The organism is Paraburkholderia sp. MM5477-R1 (assembly GCF_050436385.1).
In the GTDB taxonomy this organism is placed as follows: Bacteria; Pseudomonadota; Gammaproteobacteria; order Burkholderiales; family Burkholderiaceae; genus Paraburkholderia; species Paraburkholderia tuberum.
Window position 1 is genome coordinate 665,732 of record NZ_JBNDMC010000005.1, and the last position, 18,658, is coordinate 684,389.

Sequence of the window (18,658 nt, forward strand, 5' to 3'; positions counted from 1 at the left end):
AGCTTTCAGATATCGCGACGACCTGGCAACAAATTCGCATTCGCCCATGGGCTTGCCTGGCGCCAGGCGCAGTGGCGTCACAGGAAGGAGCAAGGCGGACGCATCTCGCTGAGCCATCCCCGGAATGCACCAAGCTTCCCGCCACACGACCGCTCAGACGGGCGTGTAGATCGCCAACTTTAGTGCAGGGTCATCGTTCGCCTGAAACGTCGTGTATTCGTAGCGCTGCGTGCCTCGCTGCGGGTGCGCGAGCACTTTCTGGCCGGCCACGCTGCTGCGGATGTCATGCGCGTCCCACCACCGCGCGAACTCCCGGCTACGGGCACGCACGCGCTCGACCAGTTCGATAAACGCCGGATCGTCGGCATGGAGATCGTGGGTCGCGCGAAAGAGCGCAATCATTCGACGGGCTTCATCGGACCAGGTGACCCCGAAGAGCCGCCGCGATTCCGGCTCGATAAACATGAAGACCAGGATGTTGCGGTCCGCTTCGGCGAAACGGTCGAAGCCCAGGAGGTCCGCAGCGGCGGTGTTCCACGTCAGGATGTCCCAGCGCCTGCCGGTTACGTACGCCGGCACATCAAGGCGCGCGACCAGACGTTCGATCGCCGGAGTGACGCTCTCGCGCGTGAACGCGACCCGATCGCCGTTGCCCGCGAGCGCCCGCAAATGTGCTGTTTCGACCTTGCCGAGGCGCAGGGCGCGAGCGAGCGCGTCGAGGGTGGTATCGGACGGCCTGACGGTTCGGCCCTGCTCGAGCCGCACATACCAGTCCACGCCGATGCCCGCCAGTTCCGCCACTTCCTCCCGTCGCAGGCCCGGTGTGCGGCGGCGCCGATCGTCGTTGAGTCCGACCGCGTCCGGACTCAGTTTTTCCCTGCGTGAGCGCAGGAAATCGCCAAATTCGTTTCGACTCGATGTCGTCATGATTGTCGTTTTCGCCTTGGGAGGCACGCTGAAGTCCTAGGATAGTGCTAGGCCTTGTTACGAATGCTACGCCTGCCAGAATGGTCTCGTCCAATTACCCTGACCGGAGACCGACAATGAAAGCTGCGATTCTGAAGACGCTCGGCATGCCACTCGAGATCGAACACATGCCGGCCCCCTTGATCGGCACAGGCGAGGTCATTGTCGATGTCGCCGCCGCCCCCGTGCTGCCCTACGCGAACGAAGTCTTCAGCGGCGAACGCCGATACCCAATTGACCTGCCGATGGTTCCCGGCTGCGGCGCGATTGGTCGCGTGCGTGCTATTGGCCCGGACGCCACGCACCTGAAGCCGGGTGACTGGGTGTTCTGCGATCCGACCGTGCGCTCGCGCGACGACGCCCTGATCCCCGACATCGCACTACAGGGCTGGAGCGCGCGCGGGGACGGCGGCAAACGTCTGCAACGGCATTTTCACGATGGCCCCTTCGCCGAACAGGTGCGAGTGCCGACGGAAAACGCCGTTCGCATCGGGGAGATCGATCCGGCCGATGTCGCCCGGTGGTGTGCGCTCAATGTCATGCTGGTGCCCTACGGCGGACTGCTCGCAGCTGGTTTGCAGGCAGGTGAGACGTTGCTCGTGAGCGGCGCGACAGGCAACTTCGGCAGCGCGTGCGTCGCCGTCGCCCTCGCGATGGGCGCGCGCTGCGTGGTCGCGCCGGGACGCAACGAACAGGCCCTCGCGGATCTGGAACGCCGCTTCGGCGAGCGCATCCGGACCGTGAAGCTTTCGGGTCGTGAAGAAGAGGACCGCGAACGGATGCGGCTGGCGGCGCCCTGTCCGATCGATTGCGTGATTGATCTGATGCCGCCGTCGGTTAGCACGACCACGGTGCGCGCGGCGGTCACGACCGTCCGCGCTTATGGACGAGTCGTGCTGATGGGTGGCGTCGGCATGCTCGGCGGCGAAGGGCTTGACCTGCCTTATGCGTGGATCATGCGCAACGACATCACGATACGCGGCAAATGGATGTATCCGCCCGCAGCAGTGACGCGCATGACGGGCTTGATCTGTGCCGGGCTGCTGGATCTCGGCCACTTTGACGTCACAACCTTCCCCCTTGATGACGCTAACGACGCGGTGGCTCACGCAGCTGCGAACGGCGGCCCATACAGGATGACGGTGATCCGTCCTTAGACGGCGGACTCTCGCCTCACGCCGGACATACTTTGTCGACGATTCAGCCCCCAATGTCGAGTGACCGGTCATGGCCGATAGCACCAGTTCGATGAACGTTTTACAGAGGTGACGTTGGAATTCTCAACGGCAGCTTTCCCGTGGTTGGTGTGAACGCGTACTGCCGGCCATCAAGCGTCATTCGTCCGTTCCGTCGCGCAGACATTCAGACGGCGGGTCCGCCCGGCGGATTCAACCGGTGGATGCAATAGTTTGCTGGAATCGTTCGGCGGGCGTCTCGTAGTCCAGTGTCTTTCTTGGACGCTCGTTCAGTCGTCTTGCCACAGCGTTGAGTTTGGCCTGCGAATACACTGACAGAGCGACCTTGGCGGTGACAACGAGGTCCACCTCGTCCAACGCGACGACGATTAGGGCAATCGTTTGGAGACAGCCATGCATTTCGACTACCAACAATTCCACATCGACGCGTCACCTCTTGATGAAGGCGGCCGCTATTACGCTCGCGCAAAGATCTACCGGCGCGCCTCGGCGAGTGGCGATGCCGTCGAGGTAAAGTATTCGGGCGACCTCGGCGATTACCCCTCCGACGCGGATGCCATTGAGGCGGCGCAGCGTTGGGCGATTCAGTGGTGCGACGAGAACTCCGCTTAGGCTTCACTATCCAGGTCCGGGCTGTCCCGGAGTATTCGCCGCACGCACCAGACATCCAGTTCGGGGGCACGCGTCAGGCGAGAGCGATACGTGCAGCAAGGGCTGACAACGGCCCTCACGACCGATCCTGCTGATCCCCGGCAAAAGAAGCGGCGCATAATGCACACATCCCTTTGTCAGGATGATGGAGGTAGATGTGACAACTTTTGCTATCGACGCCGTTCGCATCAACCCGACGAACGACAGGTTTACCCATGTGCGTTGGGCTCCCGTCGATCCGGCGACGCGTGAATGGCTGTCCCCCCCGGCGATTGTGGAGGTGGTCGAAGTCGTCGCCGCGATCCGTCGGGGAGATGTTGTTTGGTCCCTTTTTACGCTTGGTGGCACACGGTATCTCGGGCCAAAAATTGTGTCTGTCTCTCACACCGACGGAACCGCCGGGATCGACACGGATGTCCCTGGCGATCATGTCGAAAAATGCATTGACGATTTGCCGCACCTTTGACGGCATACCTTTGAGGCCGTCGGCGATCGGACTGTGAAAGGTCTGGACGGGTCGGTAAGACTCGTTGATGGACAGAGAGCTGACATTCGCCGACGCCAGTTTGTAAAAGTCAGCAACGCGATACGCGACAGCCGCACCAATTTGATCGGCGAACGTCGGCTCAGGCCGATGACCCACCAGCAGCCTTTCCGCGACGAAAGTCCGCTTCACTCTTCAAAGAGCCATTGATGCTTCGACATGCCGGAAGTCGGCTCTGGGTCGGCAAGACTCATCCATCCATGACTTAGCAGACATTCATCGGCACCGGCTTGCGAAGGTCAGCAAAGCGACCTGCTGCCGCCGCACGCTGCCCGATCGGCAACCGACCGCTATGGCCGAAGTGTACGCGACGGTTATCAGGCAGGTCTTCTGGAGAACCAGCCATGCGGATGACGGCTTTGAGGATAAGGGGTCCGGATTCGTCCGATGCGAGGTGCGCCAAAAAGCGGGCGCACGAGCCGGGACGTAGCATTGTTTCGCACGGCTAGCGTCGGTCGCGCTCGATTTCAGTCTGTTCTGGGCTGCTTCGTACGGACCAACCCCGCGCCTGGTCGCGTCGCTCGGAAAATATCGAGGATACAAGGCAGGGAGATACACTCCGTACCATAACTTAGACGCCCACATCCTGACGACACGCCTGAATATGAGCGGTGGCGACCGCGCGCTAAACTGGGTGTGTGCTATCGAAAAGTTCGGTGGGTCGAGCGCAAGACGATGAAATTCACCCGAATGATGGTCGGCCTCGCCGTCGCGTACATGATCGTGTTAGCCGGAGTCGCCATCTTGCAGGATCGTTTTCTCTACTTCCCTCAGAAAGCCGCAATCGAGGAGGTCACCTCCGGCGGACTGCGCGCCTGGCCGACACCTGAGGCGTACCGGGGTCTCGTGGCGGAGCCGGCCGGGTCCGCGCGCGCCACGGTCATCGTCTTCCATGGCAATGCGGGGCATGCCGGCCACCGCTCGTTCTATGCGGCAGCGCTCACCCGGCTCGGGCTGCGCGTGATTCTCGCCGAATATCCAGGCTACGGGCCGCGCACCGGTGCATTAGGCGAAGCGAGTCTGGTCGACGATGCTCAACAAACCATCGCGCTCGCACATCGCCTCTATGGAGCGCCGCTGCTGCTCATCGGCGAATCGCTTGGGGCCGGCGTGGTCGCTGCGGCCGGCTCGCGTGAACGCGACAAGATCGCAGGCATGATGCTCATCACGCCATGGGATCGGCTCGAGCACGTCGCCGCTTACCACTATCCGTGGCTGCCCGTGAAGTGGCTGCTGCGCGACCAATACGACAGCGTGACCCATCTGGCGTCGTTCAACCGCCCGATTCTCGTCGTGGTTGCGGAACGCGACAGCATCGTCCCTACGCGCTACGGCGAGGCGCTTTACAACTCGCTGTCCGCACCGAGAAAACTCGTGGTGGTGAAGGCGGCTGACCATAACGACTGGATTGGCCACGTCGACGAAACCTGGTGGCGGGAGGCGACCGACTTCCTGCTTACGCCTTTGCATTGAAATATGAAGACGCCACCGGTCCCGTCCAACTCGGAGCGCATCTATGTTCTCGACGCGAAGAACAGGCCTGTCGAGGTGTTCGACCACGGCGCGTGGTCGCGCTGGATGACGGAAAACGAACTGATCTTCCGCCGCACACTGCTGGACGACTACGGTGTAACGGTCACGACCCGCTTCCGTGGTGTGTCCAAACCGAAAACCGGGGAGGCTTTGCTGTTCGTGACGCGCGTCGCCGGAATGCAGGCGCAAGATAACAGGAGCTACGGAGCAAGTACGCTCGATGAGGCGCTGGAGCAGCATGAGCGCATCGTGCAGAAAATCCTCCGGATAATGACAGGGCGGTGACCATCACAGCACGACGAGTCTGCGGAGCCGTAACCCCGGGGAATCGTCCATACATGGTGCAAACGGCGCAAGCGAATCGGTTAGAGTGTCCTGCTGAACGAATAGAGAGCCGTCGTGGCGTGTCGATGAAACGTAGCTGAAGATCCGCGGCAGGCGGGTGTAGCTCTGCCGGGCGGTGAATCGGGCCGGCCAGACAGTTGACTTCATGCTACGTGCAAAGCGCGACGTGAAGGCGGCCAAAGCCTTTTTCAGGAAAGCTCTCAAACATCACGGGAAGTCGCCGAAGGCCATCTCACGGGCATGGCTATGCCGCCCCACAACGCGCGGTGCGTGAGATGAAGGTTCGATCCTCGAAATATCTCAATAACCTGATTGAACAGGACCTACCTGTCTAGCCGTGAGGAAACTGATGAGCCGCGAATGATCTGTGGGCTTTACGAACCCTCATTGTCCGATGACGTCGAAACGCTCCTCGGCGAAATGAACCTGGGGAAACTTCAAGAAGGTCTTGTACATAACCGCTGCAGGAAAAGCAGTCGATCACACGACCCCGGGCTTCGATCGCGCTTATTCGGCCGCGATGGACATTTCCCGACAACATGCCCACACGAGAAGAAAGTTCTACGACATCCACGTGCGCACGCCGTCCGACACAACGCAAAAGGCGCTCGAATATATTGGCGGGCTCTATGACATCGAGGCCTCCATTCGCGGCAAGCCAGCGGCCGAACGGCTGCGAATACGGCAGGAGAGAGCCAGGCCACTGCTTCAAATCTACGAAGCGTGGCTCAGGGCAAAGCTCGAAACGCTTTCGTCAAAGTCCGATGCAGCCAGGGCAATCAACTACTCGCTGAACCAGTGGAGCGCACCGACGCTGTATTGCGAAGACGGTACGCTCGAGATCGACAACAACATCGCGGCGAACGGGCAGCCGCGATGTACGCACTGATCGGAACTTGCGCACTGAATGACATCGATCCGCGCGCCTACCTGGACTACGAGCTAACCCACATCGCCGACCACAAAATCAATTGCATCGACGAGCTCCTGCCTTGGTGTGTGGCCAACAAACTGCACACGCGAGCCAGTCCGCCGAATCCCGCCACCTGACCGCCAGCTCCAGTTCGCCATCATGCCTCACGCGCGCGCGAACGGACGAACGGCCCAGCTGAGCCGCTTACTGAGAACGAGAGCCGGTCGACAGCGCACCTCAATCCCACCGCTCGTCACGCACCTGAACGACGCCCGCCTCGATCCGCACCGGAAACGCCACCACATCCTCATATGCCGGCGGCGCCAGCACCTTTCCGGTCCTGATGCAAAATCGTGCACCGTGGCGCGGACAGACGACCACGTCGCCTTCGACCACACCGCCAGTCAGGATGCCGCCGTCGTGCGGGCAGACATCCTCGATTGCATAACAGGTGCCGTCGACGTTGAACACAGCAACCTGCGCGCCGTCGACCTCGACGCTGCGAACAGACCCGGCCGGAAAATCCCCGATCGCAGCGACGTCGACCCAGTCTGACATGTCAAAGCATCCCCAATTGCAGGCGCGCCGCATCCGACATCCGGTCTCTCGACCACGGCGGATCCCACACCAGTTCAACGTGCACGTCGTTCACTCCGCTCGCCGAGAACACCGCATCCTCCACCGTCGCCGGGAAGGTCTGCGCGACCGGGCAGCCGGGCGCGGTCAGCGTCATGCGGATCCCAACGCGGCCTTCGGCTTCGTCCACGTCAAGACCATAAACAAGCCCCAAATCGTAGATGTTGACCGGAATCTCCGGGTCGAACACGGTGCGCAGTGCATCGATCACGCGTTCTTCAAGACCTTCTGTTGTCGTGCCACTGCCGGGTTGTGCGGCCTCGGCGCGCTTCAGCCAGTCGAATGTGCTCATCGTCTGCCTCACTCTGTCGAAACGGGGCGATCCTCGTCGTGCAGCGCGGCGTGGAGCGTATGCCAGGCCAGCGTCGCGCACTTCACACGCTCGGGAAATTCACGTACACCGGACAGCACCGCCAGCTTGCCCATCTCCGGCGCGGCTGTCGCCTGCCCTGCAGCGGGCGTCGTCACCATGTCGTGAAAGCGCCCGAACAGCGCTTCGGCCTCTGCTTCCGTTTTGCCTTTCAGCGCCTCGGTCATCAGCGACGCTGATGCTGTCGCAATTGCACAGCCCGCGCCTTCGAAACTCGCTTCTTTGACGATGCCGTCCTCGATTCGCAGATAAAGCGTAATCCGGTCGCCGCACAGCGGGTTATAGCCCTCAGCCGTGTGATTGGCACCGGACAGTCCATGACAGTTACGCGGCCGCCGGTAGTGGTCGAAGATGACTTCCTGATACAGATCGCGCAGATCGCTCATTTTCCGAATATCTCCCTGACCTTTCCGAGACCTTCGATCAGCGCGTCGATATCCTGGTGGGTGTTGTAGAGGGCGAGCGACGCGCGCACGGTCGCCGGTACGCCGAAGCGCTGCATCACCGGCATCGCGCAATGATGGCCCGCACGCACCGCGATGCCGTGATGATCGAGAATCGTGCCGACATCATGGGCATGCACGCCGTCGAGCACGAACGACAGAATGCCTGCCTTGTCGCGTGCGCTACCGATAAAACGCAAGCCCGGTATCACCCGCAGGGCGGCCGTCGCATAGGCGAGCAGTTCGTTCTCGTGCGCGGCGATGACTTCCATGCCGATGCTGTCGACATAGTCGAGCGCCGCGCCCAGCGCAATCGCGCCGGCAATGTTCGGCGTACCCGCCTCGAACTTCCACGGAATCGCGTTGTATTCCGTTTTCTCGAACGTTACCGATCGGATCATGTCGCCGCCGCCCTGCCATGGCGGCATCGCTTCAAGCAGTGCGGCCTTGGCGTATAGCACGCCAATGCCAGTCGGTCCGTACACCTTATGCCCGGACAACGCATAGAAATCGCAATCTATCGCGCGGACGTCGACCGGCAGATGCGTGATTGCCTGTGCACCATCCAGCAGCACCGGCACGCCCCGCGCGTGTGCCGCTGCAACGATGCGCTCCACCGGATTGATGCTGCCGAGCGCGTTGGCCAAGTGCGTCATCGCGACCAGCCGCGTACGTTCGCTTAACAAGCGCTCGTACGCGCCGGCATCGAGTGCGCCCGTATCGTCGATCGGCACGACTTTCAGCGCCGCGCCCGTCTGCTCGCAGACGAGCTGCCACGGCACAATGTTCGAATGGTGCTCCATCGCGCTAATCAGGATTTCGTCGCCGGGCTTGATCTGCGGGCGAGCATAGCTCTGGGCGACGAGATTGATCGCTTCGGTCGTGCCACGCACGAACACGATCTCCTCCGGACGCTGCGCATTGATGAAGCGTGCAATCTTCGCGCGTGCGGCCTCGAATGAATCGGTCGCGCGCTGAGACAGCAGATGCACGCCGCGGTGCACATTGGCGTTGCTATGCCGGTAGTAAGCGTTTTCCGCGTAGATGACCGAGGCAGGCTTTTGCGTCGTGGCGCCATTGTCGAGATAGACCAATGGACGGCCATGCACGCGCTCGCCCAGAATCGGAAAATCGGCTCGCCAGTGCTCGACATTGCGCGGATCGGGCGTCTGCATCTGTTCGATCGGCTTCATAGCAACTCCCTGATGCGCTCGCCTTCCGGGGTGCGCGCGAACAGCAGGTTTTCGAGCCGGCCACGCAGCGAATCGATGCGCACACCTTCGACAATGTCGCGCGCAAATGCGTATGTCAGTAGCGCCCGTGCCATCCGCTCTTCGACACCTCGTGCACGTAAATAGAACAGCTGGTTGTCGTCCAGTTGACCGACCGTCGCGCCGTGTGTGCATTTCACGTCGTCGGCGTAGATCTCGAGTTGCGGCTTCGTGTCGATTTCCGCATCGCGTGACAGCAGCAGGTTGTGATTCGCCTGATGCGTGTCCGTTTGCTGTGCATCGCGATGCACGATGACGCGCCCGTTGAACACGCCGCGCGCCGCGCCGTCGAGCACCCCGCGGTAATGTTCGCGACTCGTGCCATGCGGCTCTGTGTGATCGATGCGCGTGTGGTGATCGACGTGCTGCCGGCCCCCGACAAAATAGAGACCGTTCAACATCGCTTGCGCGTTCGCGGCGTTCAGGCTTGTGCCGATACCAGTGCGCGACAACGCGGCGCCGAACGCGAACGCATGTGAGGTAAAACAGCTGCCCCGTTGCTGCGCAGCGGCGACCGACGCGATATGAAAAGCCTTCGGGCCCTCTTGCTGCAACCGGTAGTGCTGCACGTCCGCCTGCTCGTCTGCGACGATGCGGGTAACCGCATTGGTCCAGTACGCGTCGCCGCTCAGCCCTACAAAATGCTCGACGATCGTGCAGCCCGAGCGTGCTCCTGCAAGCACGACATTGAACGGCTGCACCGCAAGACCCGCTTCGTCGGTCAGGAACAGGATCTGCAGCGGTTGTTCGATGACCTCGCCAGGGGGCAGCACGATGGCAAACCCATCCGTCATAAACGCCGTATTTAGCGCGGCAAAGCCATCTGAATACGCCTGCGAGGCGAATGCCGATTCCAGTTGTTGCGGCATTTCTCTCAACGCCCGGGTGAGCGAGCCCACAAATACCCCGCGTGGCAAACCATTCAGTTTCGACGGCCGCGGCACATGCCGACCGTTGACAAAGACCAGTCGATGCGCGGCAGGGTCCAGCTTGAGTTCATCGATGACGTGCCGCACGTCGCTATCGTCCGTGCGTTGTGCCTTGAAATGCCAGGGACGCTTGCCAATCGCCGACACGTTCGTGTATTTCCAGTCCTCGTGCCGCGTGGTCGGCAAACCCAGCGCGTCGAACTGGTCGAACGCGCTTCGGCGCGCGGCACGCAGCCATGGAAACTCAACGCCGGGCAACGTCTTCGCGAGTTGCCCAAACTGATGGAAATAGTCGAGAGATTCGTTTTTCATGGATGCCCCGCACTTTCCTGGCTTGCTGTATTTTCTGGTTGCACCGCTTCATCGTCGATCCAACCATAGCCTTTACGCTCCAGCTCCAGCGCCAGTTCACGGGACCCCGACTTCACGATCCGGCCATTCGCCAGCACATGCACGCGATCCGGCACGACGTAGTCCAATAGCCGCTGATAGTGCGTCACGAGCACGATCGCCCGTTCTGGACTGCGCATGCTGTTGACGCCCTGCGCGACAATCTGCAATGCGTCGATGTCGAGTCCGGAATCCGTTTCGTCGAGAATGGCGAGCCGGGGCTCCAGCACGACCATCTGCAGAATCTCGTTGCGTTTCTTCTCTCCGCCGGAAAACCCTTCGTTCACGGCGCGATACAGCAGACTCTCGTCCATCCGCATCAGCGTCATCCTCTCCTTGACCCGTTGCAGAAACTCCATCGCATCGAACTCCGGCTCGCCACGATACCGCCGCTGCGCATTCAGCGCCGCCTTCAGCAGATAAACGTTGCTCACGCCGGGTATCTCGACGGGATACTGGAACGCGAGAAACAGTCCTTCGTGTGCGCGCTCCTCGGGTGCGAGCGCCAGCAGGTCGCGGCCGAGATACGAGACCTCGCCGCCCGTGACAGCAAAGTCCTCGCGCCCGGCCAGCACCTGGGCAAGCGTGCTCTTGCCCGAGCCGTTTGGACCCATGATCGCGTGCACCTCGCCGGCCCTTACATCCAGATCGATGCCACGCAGAATTTTCTTGCCGTCGACTTCGACCTGCAGATTGCTGATTTCAAGCATGGTCCGAATCCCTCGCGAATCGCTGTGGGTTATCCCACGGCGCCTTCCAGGCTGACGCCGAGCAGCTTTTGTGCCTCGACTGCAAACTCCATCGGCAGCTCCTTGAAGACCTCCTTGCAGAAGCCGTTCACGATCATCGACACCGCATCTTCCGGCGACAACCCACGCTGCCGGCAATAGAACAACTGGTCTTCGCCTATGCGTGATGTCGATGCTTCGTGTTCGACCTTCGCGGTCGGGTTCTTGACCTCGATGTAGGGGAATGTGTGAGCGCTGCAACGGTTTCCGAGCAAAAGCGAATCGCACTGCGTGTAGTTGCGCGCGCCTTCCGCCGCACGGCCGACCTTCACGAGGCCGCGATACGCGTTCTTTCCGCGGCCCGCCGAAATGCCTTTCGACAGAATCGTGCTGCGCGTATTGCGGCCGAGGTGAACCATCTTCGTCCCGGTATCGGCCTGTTGATAGTGGTTGGTCAGTGCCACCGAATAGAATTCACCGACCGAGTTATCGCCCTGCAGGATCACGCTCGGATACTTCCACGTAATCGCCGAACCGGTTTCCACCTGAGTCCATGAAATCTTCGAATTGGCCTCGCGGCAGTCGCCACGTTTGGTCACGAAGTTGTAGATGCCGCCCTTGCCCGACGCATCGCCCGGATACCAGTTCTGCACGGTCGAATAGCGGATCTGCGCCCCTTCCAGCGCGACCAGCTCGACCACAGCGGCATGCAGCTGGTTTTCGTCGCGCATCGGCGCGGTGCAGCCTTCCAGATAACTCACGTACGCGCCTTTGTCCGCGACGATCAGCGTGCGCTCGAACTGCCCGGTGTTCTGGGCGTTGATACGAAAGTAGGTCGACAGTTCCATCGGGCAGCGCACGCCCGGCGGGATATAGCAGAACGAGCCATCGCTGAACACGGCGGAATTAAGCGCGGCGAAGAAATTATCGGTGTGCGGCACGACCGAGCCGAGATACTTTCGCACCAGTTCGGGATGATGCTGTATGGCATCCGAGAATGAACAGAACACAATGCCGAGTTCCGCCAGCTTTTCGCGGAACGTAGTTGCTACCGACACGCTGTCGAATACCGCATCCACCGCTACGCCCGCCAGCAGTTCGCGCTCCCTCAGCGGCACACCCAGCTTTTCGTAGGTACGCAGCAGTTCCGGATCGACTTCATCGAGACTCTTCGGACGATTCTTCTGCGTCATCGGCGCGGAATAATAGATGATGTTCTGGTAATCGATCGCCGGGTGTTCGACCGTCGCCCAATGCGGCTCGGTCATCGTGAGCCAGTGGCGATAGGCCGCGAGTCGCCATTCGAGCATGAACGCCGGCTCGTCTTTCTTCACCGAAATGAGCCGGACCACATCCTCGCTCAGCCCGCGCGGAAGCGCATCGGCCTGCAGATCAGTCACGAACCCGTGCTGGTATTCGCGGCTGATCAGTTCATCGAAACCGGTTGTGGATGCGCTCATGCGTGGCCTCCGTCAATCGACTTGGCGCGGGCGTCGCGCCCGCGCGATGGTTGGGGATACTACGCGCGCGGATCGCGCTGATATCGACTGCGCGCAAGGTGGGGCCCGCCATGTCCGCCAGCGTGACCTGCTGCAACGCTTCGTAAATCAGGCGATTGACCTTCTGCCAGTTGGCGCGCACCGCGCACGCCGCCTCCTGGATACACAGGCCTGGCGTAGTGCTGCATTCGGTCATCCCGATCGGGCCGTCGACGACGGCGATCACCTCCGCCAGCGTGATCCGCGCGGGCGGCCGCGGCAGCAGGTAGCCGCCGTTTGTGCCGCGCAGCGACTCCACGACACCACCGCGCGTCAGCACTTTCAGCACCTTTGACACCGTAGGCATCGCGACCCCGGTCGCCGCCGCAATACTGCTTGCGCTGTGGACGGCATCGGGATCGCGCGCCATCGCAGTCATGATCACCGTGCCGTAATCGGCAAGTTTGCTCATGCGCAACATCGGAACATCTCCCGTTTTAATCAGGACCCTTTTGGTCCAGATTACATCGAAACGAAAACCGCACGTTTGGAGTGAGCGACACTGTCCTGTGTGGGGATTCCTGGCCACGTCGCGAATCGCTTTCCGTTTCGGGAGAAGTATTTCGCGAACGGCCCAACGCCAATTTCATTCTAGACCTGTATATATAACCTTGTCAGTGTATTGGTCTTCGTGACGGACCGCTCTGGCGAGCCACGCTCCATCGACTGCGAATACCCACTCGCCCGACGAGACATCAATTGTTTGATATCCAGAATATCGAAAACTGATTTAAAAGCCGGAATCCGCGTGAAGGATGCGCGATGTGCATCGCCTATCTCGGGAGAGGCCCGCCGCATGGTACTTTGGGCTGTTGTGGCATCCGGACCCAGTGGGGCTACTGCCCGATCTTTCTGGTGATTGTGGTTGTGTGGAGTGTTGAGCAGGTGTGCGGACTGAATGTCGAACGCGCCCATTGCCCTCGGCCTACGTGTTCAGCGCATACATGAAAGCCCGGAATCCACGGTCACCGTTGCCAGTTGTCGCTGTCGGATGAATAATCCCCCGTCAAGATTCGGACGTTTACGTGCGCTAACGATGACGGCCCCTTTCGTCCGTGCCTGCATGAGATTGCCCTTCAATGCGTACAGGCAATTAACAATTTTGCGCCGATAAATTCTGATTATTTCATTTTCAGAAAAAGTATTTTACAAAGTAGGCGTTTACCCATGATGGACACCTCCTGTTCCAAAGGATAGGTGTCCACGAAAGCGGGTCAACTCCAGAAGGTCACATTCGGGTAGGTTTGGGTGCGACTTCTGTCCTTGCAATACACGATCTTTGACTTTTCAGGATGCATCGTCAGCCCACACTCCGTCAGCGCGAGCCGCTCGATCGTTAGCGGCTCCTGCAAATGCGCACGGATGTATTCCTCCACCCGTCGTACATAAAACGGCGCAAGCGGTCTGCGCTCGCGCGTCATGCCGCTTCGTACGCTGTTCGGTTGACCGTAGATAAGCGCGTTCAGCAGTGTCGACTCGAACTGCTCAAATGCGAGTGGATAGCGCAGCGGATGCGCTTCCGTACTCATGATTTCCGCGAGCATCGGCAGCAACTGCATCAGGCACACCCCTGTGCCGACGTTAGTGCGAATTCTGGCTCGAATTCGATTGCCCCACCCGCCGCGTCGCCGAAATGACGCTGTGCATGACGCTCGAGCACATCGCGCTCGATACGCAAGATGGCCTGCGGGCAAGCTTCGCCCCACCGCATGCGCAGCGCCAGCGTGGGCGACACCAGCGAGCCGGCGAGCGTCCATATTGAAGTGGACCTGCGCGTAGGCGAGCTCGTACAGTTTGCGCTGCACGTCGGAAGGGCGGCCGTCACCAATCAATGCTCGCCTCGCATCCATCCCGCTGCATAGGGTATCTACCGAACATTTCATGCTTGCGTTGTCAGGATACCTGATATCAAATATGGAACTATCGCGACGGACAGGCGCGTCTTCCAGGACGCGCCTTATTTTGTTCTTTATATCAGCCTGCCTGATATTGCATCAACGGTGATCGGCGCCAGCATCCCCGTCACGCTCATCGCCGCAATCGCCTGAAACCGAAGATCCCTCAATCGCAGTTCAACAAAAAAACATACAACTGGTCTGGAGACATCACCATGCAATTGAAGTCGACTCACGTTCTCATGTTCGGTGCGCTATGCGCGCTGAGCACTGGAGCCTTTGCGCAATCGAGCGTCACGTTGTATGGCATCGTGGACACGGGGATCGAGTATGTCTCGCACGCGAACGCGAAGGGCGACAGCGTCTTTCGCATGCCATCCGTTACCGGAGAGTTCCCGTCACGCTGGGGGCTGCGCGGCAACGAAGATCTAGGCGGCGGCTACAGCGCTGTCTTCACGCTCGAAAGCGGCTTTAACGTGCGCGACGGCAGTTCTGGACAGGGCGGGAGGCTGTTCGGACGCCAGGCATTCGTCGGCATGAAAAGCCCGTACGGAACGCTCGCGTTCGGCCGTCAGTACACGATGACCTATCTTGCGGTTCAGGGCGCCGACATCATCGGTCCGGACATTTACGGCATGGGCTCCCTGGATGCCTATGTGCCCAACGCACGCGCCGACAACTCCATCACCTATCTTGGCTCGTACAAGGGCTTTACGCTGGGCGCGGGCTATTCATTCGGACGGGACGCGGCGGGTACCGGCAACTCGCCGGGACAAGGAACCTGTACCGGCTCGGTTCCAGGCCACGCCACGGAATGCCGCGACTGGTCCGCAATGCTCAAGTACGACTCTCAATATTTCGGCGCGGCTGCGTCGTACGAGGAGCAACGCGGCGGCGCGACCGCAGCCGCCAACTTCTTCGACGGAATTGCGCCGACACCTCTCATCAACGCCGCGGACAAGGACGCCCGTACCCAACTGAGCGCCTATGCGCAGTACGCAGGCGCGAAGATCGGCGCAGGTTGGATTGGACGCCGCGTAGTGACCCAGTCGCCGACAGTACCGAATATCCGTTCGGATCTGTTCTTCCTCGGCGCTTCGTACATGGTCACGCCTGCATTCCTCCTCGATGGCGAAGTGTTTCGGATCATCAATAGCGACCACGATACCCGCGCCACGATGGGAACGTTACGCACCACCTATCTTCTGAGCAAGCGTTCGTCGGTCTATGCGCAGGCTGCGTATCTCGCGAACAGCGCGAAGGCGCGCTATTCGGTCAGCGGTGGCGGCGGTGGGACCACGCCAGGCGCGGGCATGGGTCAAACGGGCGTGATGGTCGGCATTAAACACATGTTCTGATAGGGGGCGAGAATGAAACGAACTTCAATTGCTATGTGCGTATCGGCAGTGTCCGCGATGCTGGCGGCCTGCGGCGGCGGTTCCGACTCGCTCTCCACCAGTGCGACACAATTGCCTCAGCTTTCCGCAGCACAACCCGCGACGCTGTCAGGAAACTGCAGCGCGCTCGCCGCCAGGTTGACGTTTGCGGCCACGACGTTCACGTCCGTTACCGACGTGCCGGCCGGAACGCTCACGGTGGCGGGAAAGTCCGTGCCCGAACATTGCGTGATCGAAGGGAAAATGAATCAACGCACGAGCGCCGTTGACGGCCAAACTTATGCGATTGGTTTTGAAATGCGGCTACCTATCGCGTGGAATGGTCGCTTTTTCTATCAGGCCAACGGTGGTCTCGACGGTAATGTGACACCGGCGACGGGGGTGCTCAGTGGCGGGGGCCCGCTGAACAACGCTCTAAACATGGGCTTCGCCGTGATCAGTTCGGATGCAGGTCATTCCGGGTCGCAAAACCCGCTGTTTGGTCTCGATCCCCAGGCGCGCCTCGATTATGGCTATAACGCCGTTGCTACGCTCACGCCAATGGCCAGGCAGGTGATCAAGTTGGCCTATGGCAAGGGCCCCGACCGCAGCTACTTCGAAGGTTGCTCGAACGGCGGCCGTCATGCGATGGTGGCGGCAGCCAGGTCTTTCGCGGATTACGACGGCATCATTGCCGGCGATCCCGGCTTTCATTTGCCAAAGGCGGCGATCGGGCAGATGTGGAGCGCACAACAGCTAGCTACCGTCGCGACCGCCAAAACGTCGTCCGGAATTGCCGATATCACCACCGGCTTGACGACTGCTGAAAGGCAGCTCATCGCGTCGAAGATCATCGCGAAGTGCGATTCGCTGGATGGTGTAGCGGACGGGATGGTGCAAGACATCAAAGCGTGCCAGGCGAACTTCGACCTGGCCACGGACGTACCGACATGTTCGAGCAATGGGCGCGACGGCACCTGTCTTACGGCGGCTCAAAAGCAAGCCGTTGGGAATATTTTTTCTGGGGCGAAAAATAGCGCTGGCACTGCGCTCTATGCGAGCTTTCCGTATGACGTCGGTGTCAACGGATCAGGCTGGGCCGCGTGGAAGCAAGGCAATTCGATCAGCCTTGACCCGGCCGCGGCGGCCTTCGTATTTACGTCGCCGCCGCAGAGCGCTTCGCTGCTCAGCTCCATCGGCGCCTACGCTCTGAACTTCAACATGGACAGTGACGCGCCGAAGATCTTCGCAACGAGCGGTGTCTATTCCGAGTCTTCGTGGTCATTCATGACCCCGCCGAACGAGACTGATTTGAGCGGTCTGAGGAGCCGGGGCGCGAAGTTGATCGTCTATCACGGGACGAGCGATCCAGTGTTCTCGTCGAACGATACGACCGACTGGTATCAGCGCTTGTCCACGGCTAGTGGCGGTGACGCGAGCAATTTCGCCCGGCTCTTCACGGTAGCAGGGATGAACCACTGCAGCGGCGGTCCGACTGCCGATCAGTTCGACATGCTGACGCCTATGGTGGCATGGGTCGAGCAAGGGCAAGCGCCGAACCGGGTCATCGCAACGGCTCGCGACACGACCAACGCGATACCGAATAGCGAGGTGCCGACTAGCTGGGGTGCCGGGCGCACGCGTCCGCTCTGCGCGTATCCGAAGGTGGCCCGCTATACCAGCGGAGACGTGAACTCGGCAAGCAGTTTCACTTGCAGCTAAGCCACTGACCGTGTGAGGGGGGAGCGCCATCGCATCCGTGGAAATCGACGCTTTATGCGACGATCCGGCGCGCGCCGACGCAATGCGCCGCAGGATCGAATCCGCGAGCAGCGCGATGTCGTCGACACGCTCGCGCCCCGCGGGCAAATGAATCGGAAACGCACTGATCCGGAAATACAGATCGGCACGGAACTGGCCGTCAGCGACCCTCCGCTCGAGCGGCTTGTGCGTGGCCGCGACGAGCCGGACAGGCGCCTGAAGGTGCCAGTTTCGATCAGCCGCCGCCGGCGCGCGTCGCGCGAGGCACAATCGTCAATCTGCGTCGCGCATGTCGACCCGGCGACCGGCCACTTTCGCTGGACCTGGCCGACCGCAGCCGCGCTCGCGGCCACCGGTTCGCTGACGGGATTGATGACGGGGATGCTCGGTGTCGGCGGCGGCGTCATCATCGTGCCGATGATGCGCAAGCTGACGGACCTGTCGATGCACGGTATCGTCGCGACTTCGCTGATGGTGATCGCACTCGTCGACAGTGGCGGCGTTCTCGCGACGGCCACGCACGGCGCAACGCTTCCACTCGAAGTCGCGTTGTGGTTCACTGGCGCCACCGCCGCCGGTATGCTCAGCGGACGGCTTGCATCGCATCACATCGCCGCGCGTCAGGTGCAACTGGGCTTTGCGAGCATCCTCGTCTGCGTGGCGCTCGGCCTGCTGGTCAAAGCGGCGCTGATTTGAGCGCTGCCGCTTCCCTCCAACCCACACGACAGTCAACCTGAACGATGATCGATCTCGACCATTTCACCCCGCTCGCGTCCCTGTGCGGAGGCCTGCTGATCGGCGCCGTGGCTGCGGCGATGGTGCTTTTGCTGGGCCGCATCGCCGGAATCAGCGGGATAGTCGGCGGCCTGCTGCGCTGGACCAGGCGAGACGGCGCATGGCGCGTCGCCTTCGTTGCCGGGCTGGTCGCTGCCGCGGTAATCGCGCGCGCGGTCGGTGCGCCCGTCGCGATCACCGTCGACGCGTCGTGGCCGGCCGTGATCGCGGCCGGCTTTCTGGTCGGCATCGGCACCCGCTATGGCAGCGGTTGCACGAGCGGACACGGCGTGTGCGGGATTTCACGCGGCGCCATGCGCTCGCTCGTAGCGACGGCGACGTTCATGGCGGCCGGTTTCGTCACCGTCTATATCACGCGACATCTTCTCGGAGCATAGG

17 protein-coding genes and 6 pseudogenes are annotated in these 18,658 nt (G+C 61.1%); 11 read left to right on the forward strand and 12 right to left on the reverse strand.

What is annotated here, in order from left to right:
* Nucleotides 1-153 precede the first annotated feature (153 nt).
* Nucleotides 154-927 carry a helix-turn-helix transcriptional regulator gene (locus OKW35_RS15405; RefSeq protein WP_184058721.1) on the reverse strand — a complete coding sequence of 258 codons (774 nt, stop codon included), beginning with the start codon at nt 925-927 and terminating at the stop codon, nt 154-156.
* A gap of 116 nt (nt 928-1,043) precedes the next feature.
* Here OKW35_RS15405 and OKW35_RS15410 point away from each other — a divergent pair, with 116 nt between their 5' ends.
* Nucleotides 1,044-2,123 (forward strand): alcohol dehydrogenase catalytic domain-containing protein, encoded by a 1,080-nt coding sequence (locus OKW35_RS15410; RefSeq protein ID WP_429552477.1) that lies wholly within the window; start codon nt 1,044-1,046, stop codon nt 2,121-2,123.
* Between the two features lie 231 nt (nt 2,124-2,354).
* Here OKW35_RS15410 and OKW35_RS15415 read toward each other — a convergent pair.
* A pseudogene (locus tag OKW35_RS15415) lies at nt 2,355-2,480 on the reverse strand (IS30 family transposase); the annotation flags it as partial.
* Between the two features lie 75 nt (nt 2,481-2,555).
* On the opposite strand from OKW35_RS15415, the gene OKW35_RS15420 reads away from it, so the two are divergent.
* From OKW35_RS15420 to OKW35_RS15445, 6 genes and pseudogenes are all read left to right on the forward strand, one after another.
* Nucleotides 2,556-2,774: a hypothetical protein gene (locus OKW35_RS15420; RefSeq protein ID WP_090811471.1), complete on the forward strand. Its 219-nt coding sequence runs from the start codon at nt 2,556-2,558 to the stop codon at nt 2,772-2,774.
* A 196-nt stretch (nt 2,775-2,970) separates the two neighbouring features.
* The gene (locus OKW35_RS15425; protein ID WP_184058723.1) at nt 2,971-3,279 is read left to right on the forward strand and encodes a hypothetical protein; all 309 of its coding nucleotides are present in this window, start codon (nt 2,971-2,973) and stop codon (nt 3,277-3,279) included.
* Between the two features lie 753 nt (nt 3,280-4,032).
* Entirely contained in the window at nt 4,033-4,830 is a 798-nt protein-coding gene (locus OKW35_RS15430) for an alpha/beta hydrolase (protein ID WP_429552478.1), read from the forward strand.
* A gap of 3 nt (nt 4,831-4,833) precedes the next feature.
* Nucleotides 4,834-5,175, forward strand: a complete 342-nt coding sequence (locus tag OKW35_RS15435; protein ID WP_184058727.1) for a hypothetical protein — start codon at nt 4,834-4,836, stop codon at nt 5,173-5,175.
* Between the two features lie 163 nt (nt 5,176-5,338).
* Nucleotides 5,339-5,453, forward strand: a pseudogene (locus OKW35_RS15440) (DDE-type integrase/transposase/recombinase); the annotation flags it as partial.
* A 323-nt stretch (nt 5,454-5,776) separates the two neighbouring features.
* Nucleotides 5,777-6,285 (forward strand): annotated as a pseudogene (locus tag OKW35_RS15445) (IS66 family transposase); the annotation flags it as partial.
* Between the two features lie 100 nt (nt 6,286-6,385).
* Here the strand turns inward: OKW35_RS15445 and nirD are convergent.
* The 9 genes and pseudogenes from nirD to OKW35_RS15490 all read right to left on the reverse strand — a co-directional run.
* Nucleotides 6,386-6,706 (reverse strand): nitrite reductase small subunit NirD, encoded by a 321-nt coding sequence (gene nirD / locus OKW35_RS15450; RefSeq protein WP_090811477.1) that lies wholly within the window; start codon nt 6,704-6,706, stop codon nt 6,386-6,388.
* Nucleotide 6,707: 1 nt separating this feature from the next.
* Complete coding sequence (locus tag OKW35_RS15455; RefSeq protein ID WP_090811480.1) at nt 6,708-7,076, reverse strand: SUF system Fe-S cluster assembly protein; 369 nt, start codon at nt 7,074-7,076, stop codon at nt 6,708-6,710.
* An 8-nt stretch (nt 7,077-7,084) separates the two neighbouring features.
* Nucleotides 7,085-7,540: a Fe-S cluster assembly sulfur transfer protein SufU gene (gene sufU / locus OKW35_RS15460; RefSeq protein WP_184058729.1), complete on the reverse strand. Its 456-nt coding sequence runs from the start codon at nt 7,538-7,540 to the stop codon at nt 7,085-7,087.
* Nucleotides 7,537-8,790, reverse strand: a complete 1,254-nt coding sequence (locus OKW35_RS15465; protein WP_316251658.1) for a cysteine desulfurase — start codon at nt 8,788-8,790, stop codon at nt 7,537-7,539. Before OKW35_RS15465 ends, sufU begins: the two co-directional genes overlap by 4 nt.
* On the reverse strand, nt 8,787-10,109 hold the full coding sequence (gene sufD, locus OKW35_RS15470; RefSeq protein ID WP_429552479.1) for a Fe-S cluster assembly protein SufD: 1,323 nt from the start codon (nt 10,107-10,109) through the stop codon (nt 8,787-8,789). The genes OKW35_RS15465 and sufD overlap by 4 nt, the downstream gene beginning before the upstream one ends.
* A complete protein-coding gene (gene sufC / locus OKW35_RS15475) occupies nt 10,106-10,897 on the reverse strand; it encodes a Fe-S cluster assembly ATPase SufC (RefSeq protein ID WP_429552480.1) in 792 nt (263 codons plus the stop codon). The genes sufD and sufC overlap by 4 nt, the downstream gene beginning before the upstream one ends.
* 29 nt (nt 10,898-10,926) lie before the next feature.
* Entirely contained in the window at nt 10,927-12,375 is a 1,449-nt protein-coding gene (gene sufB, locus OKW35_RS15480; RefSeq protein WP_184058734.1) for a Fe-S cluster assembly protein SufB, read from the reverse strand.
* Nucleotides 12,347-12,832 carry an SUF system Fe-S cluster assembly regulator gene (locus OKW35_RS15485; RefSeq protein ID WP_429552481.1) on the reverse strand — a complete coding sequence of 162 codons (486 nt, stop codon included), beginning with the start codon at nt 12,830-12,832 and terminating at the stop codon, nt 12,347-12,349. The genes sufB and OKW35_RS15485 overlap by 29 nt, the downstream gene beginning before the upstream one ends.
* A 940-nt stretch (nt 12,833-13,772) precedes the next feature.
* Nucleotides 13,773-14,194: pseudogene (locus OKW35_RS15490) on the reverse strand (AraC family transcriptional regulator); the annotation flags it as partial.
* A gap of 369 nt (nt 14,195-14,563) precedes the next feature.
* Between OKW35_RS15490 and OKW35_RS15495 the strand changes: the two are divergent.
* Both OKW35_RS15495 and OKW35_RS15500 read left to right on the forward strand, forming a co-directional pair.
* On the forward strand, nt 14,564-15,706 hold the full coding sequence (locus OKW35_RS15495; protein WP_184058736.1) for a porin: 1,143 nt from the start codon (nt 14,564-14,566) through the stop codon (nt 15,704-15,706).
* 12 nt (nt 15,707-15,718) lie between these two features.
* Nucleotides 15,719-17,446, forward strand: coding sequence for a tannase/feruloyl esterase family alpha/beta hydrolase (locus tag OKW35_RS15500; protein WP_429552482.1), 1,728 nt, complete (start codon nt 15,719-15,721; stop codon nt 17,444-17,446).
* A gap of 201 nt (nt 17,447-17,647) precedes the next feature.
* On the opposite strand, the pseudogene OKW35_RS15505 reads toward OKW35_RS15500, so the two are convergent.
* Nucleotides 17,648-17,755: pseudogene (locus OKW35_RS15505) on the reverse strand (hypothetical protein); the annotation flags it as partial.
* Here OKW35_RS15505 and OKW35_RS15510 point away from each other — a divergent pair.
* Nucleotides 17,729-18,181 (forward strand): annotated as a pseudogene (locus tag OKW35_RS15510) (TSUP family transporter); the annotation flags it as partial. The pseudogenes OKW35_RS15505 and OKW35_RS15510 overlap by 27 nt on opposite strands.
* 44 nt (nt 18,182-18,225) lie before the next feature.
* Nucleotides 18,226-18,657, forward strand: coding sequence for a YeeE/YedE family protein (locus OKW35_RS15515; protein ID WP_184058740.1), 432 nt, complete (start codon nt 18,226-18,228; stop codon nt 18,655-18,657).
* The last annotated feature ends 1 nt before the right edge of the window (nt 18,658 follow it).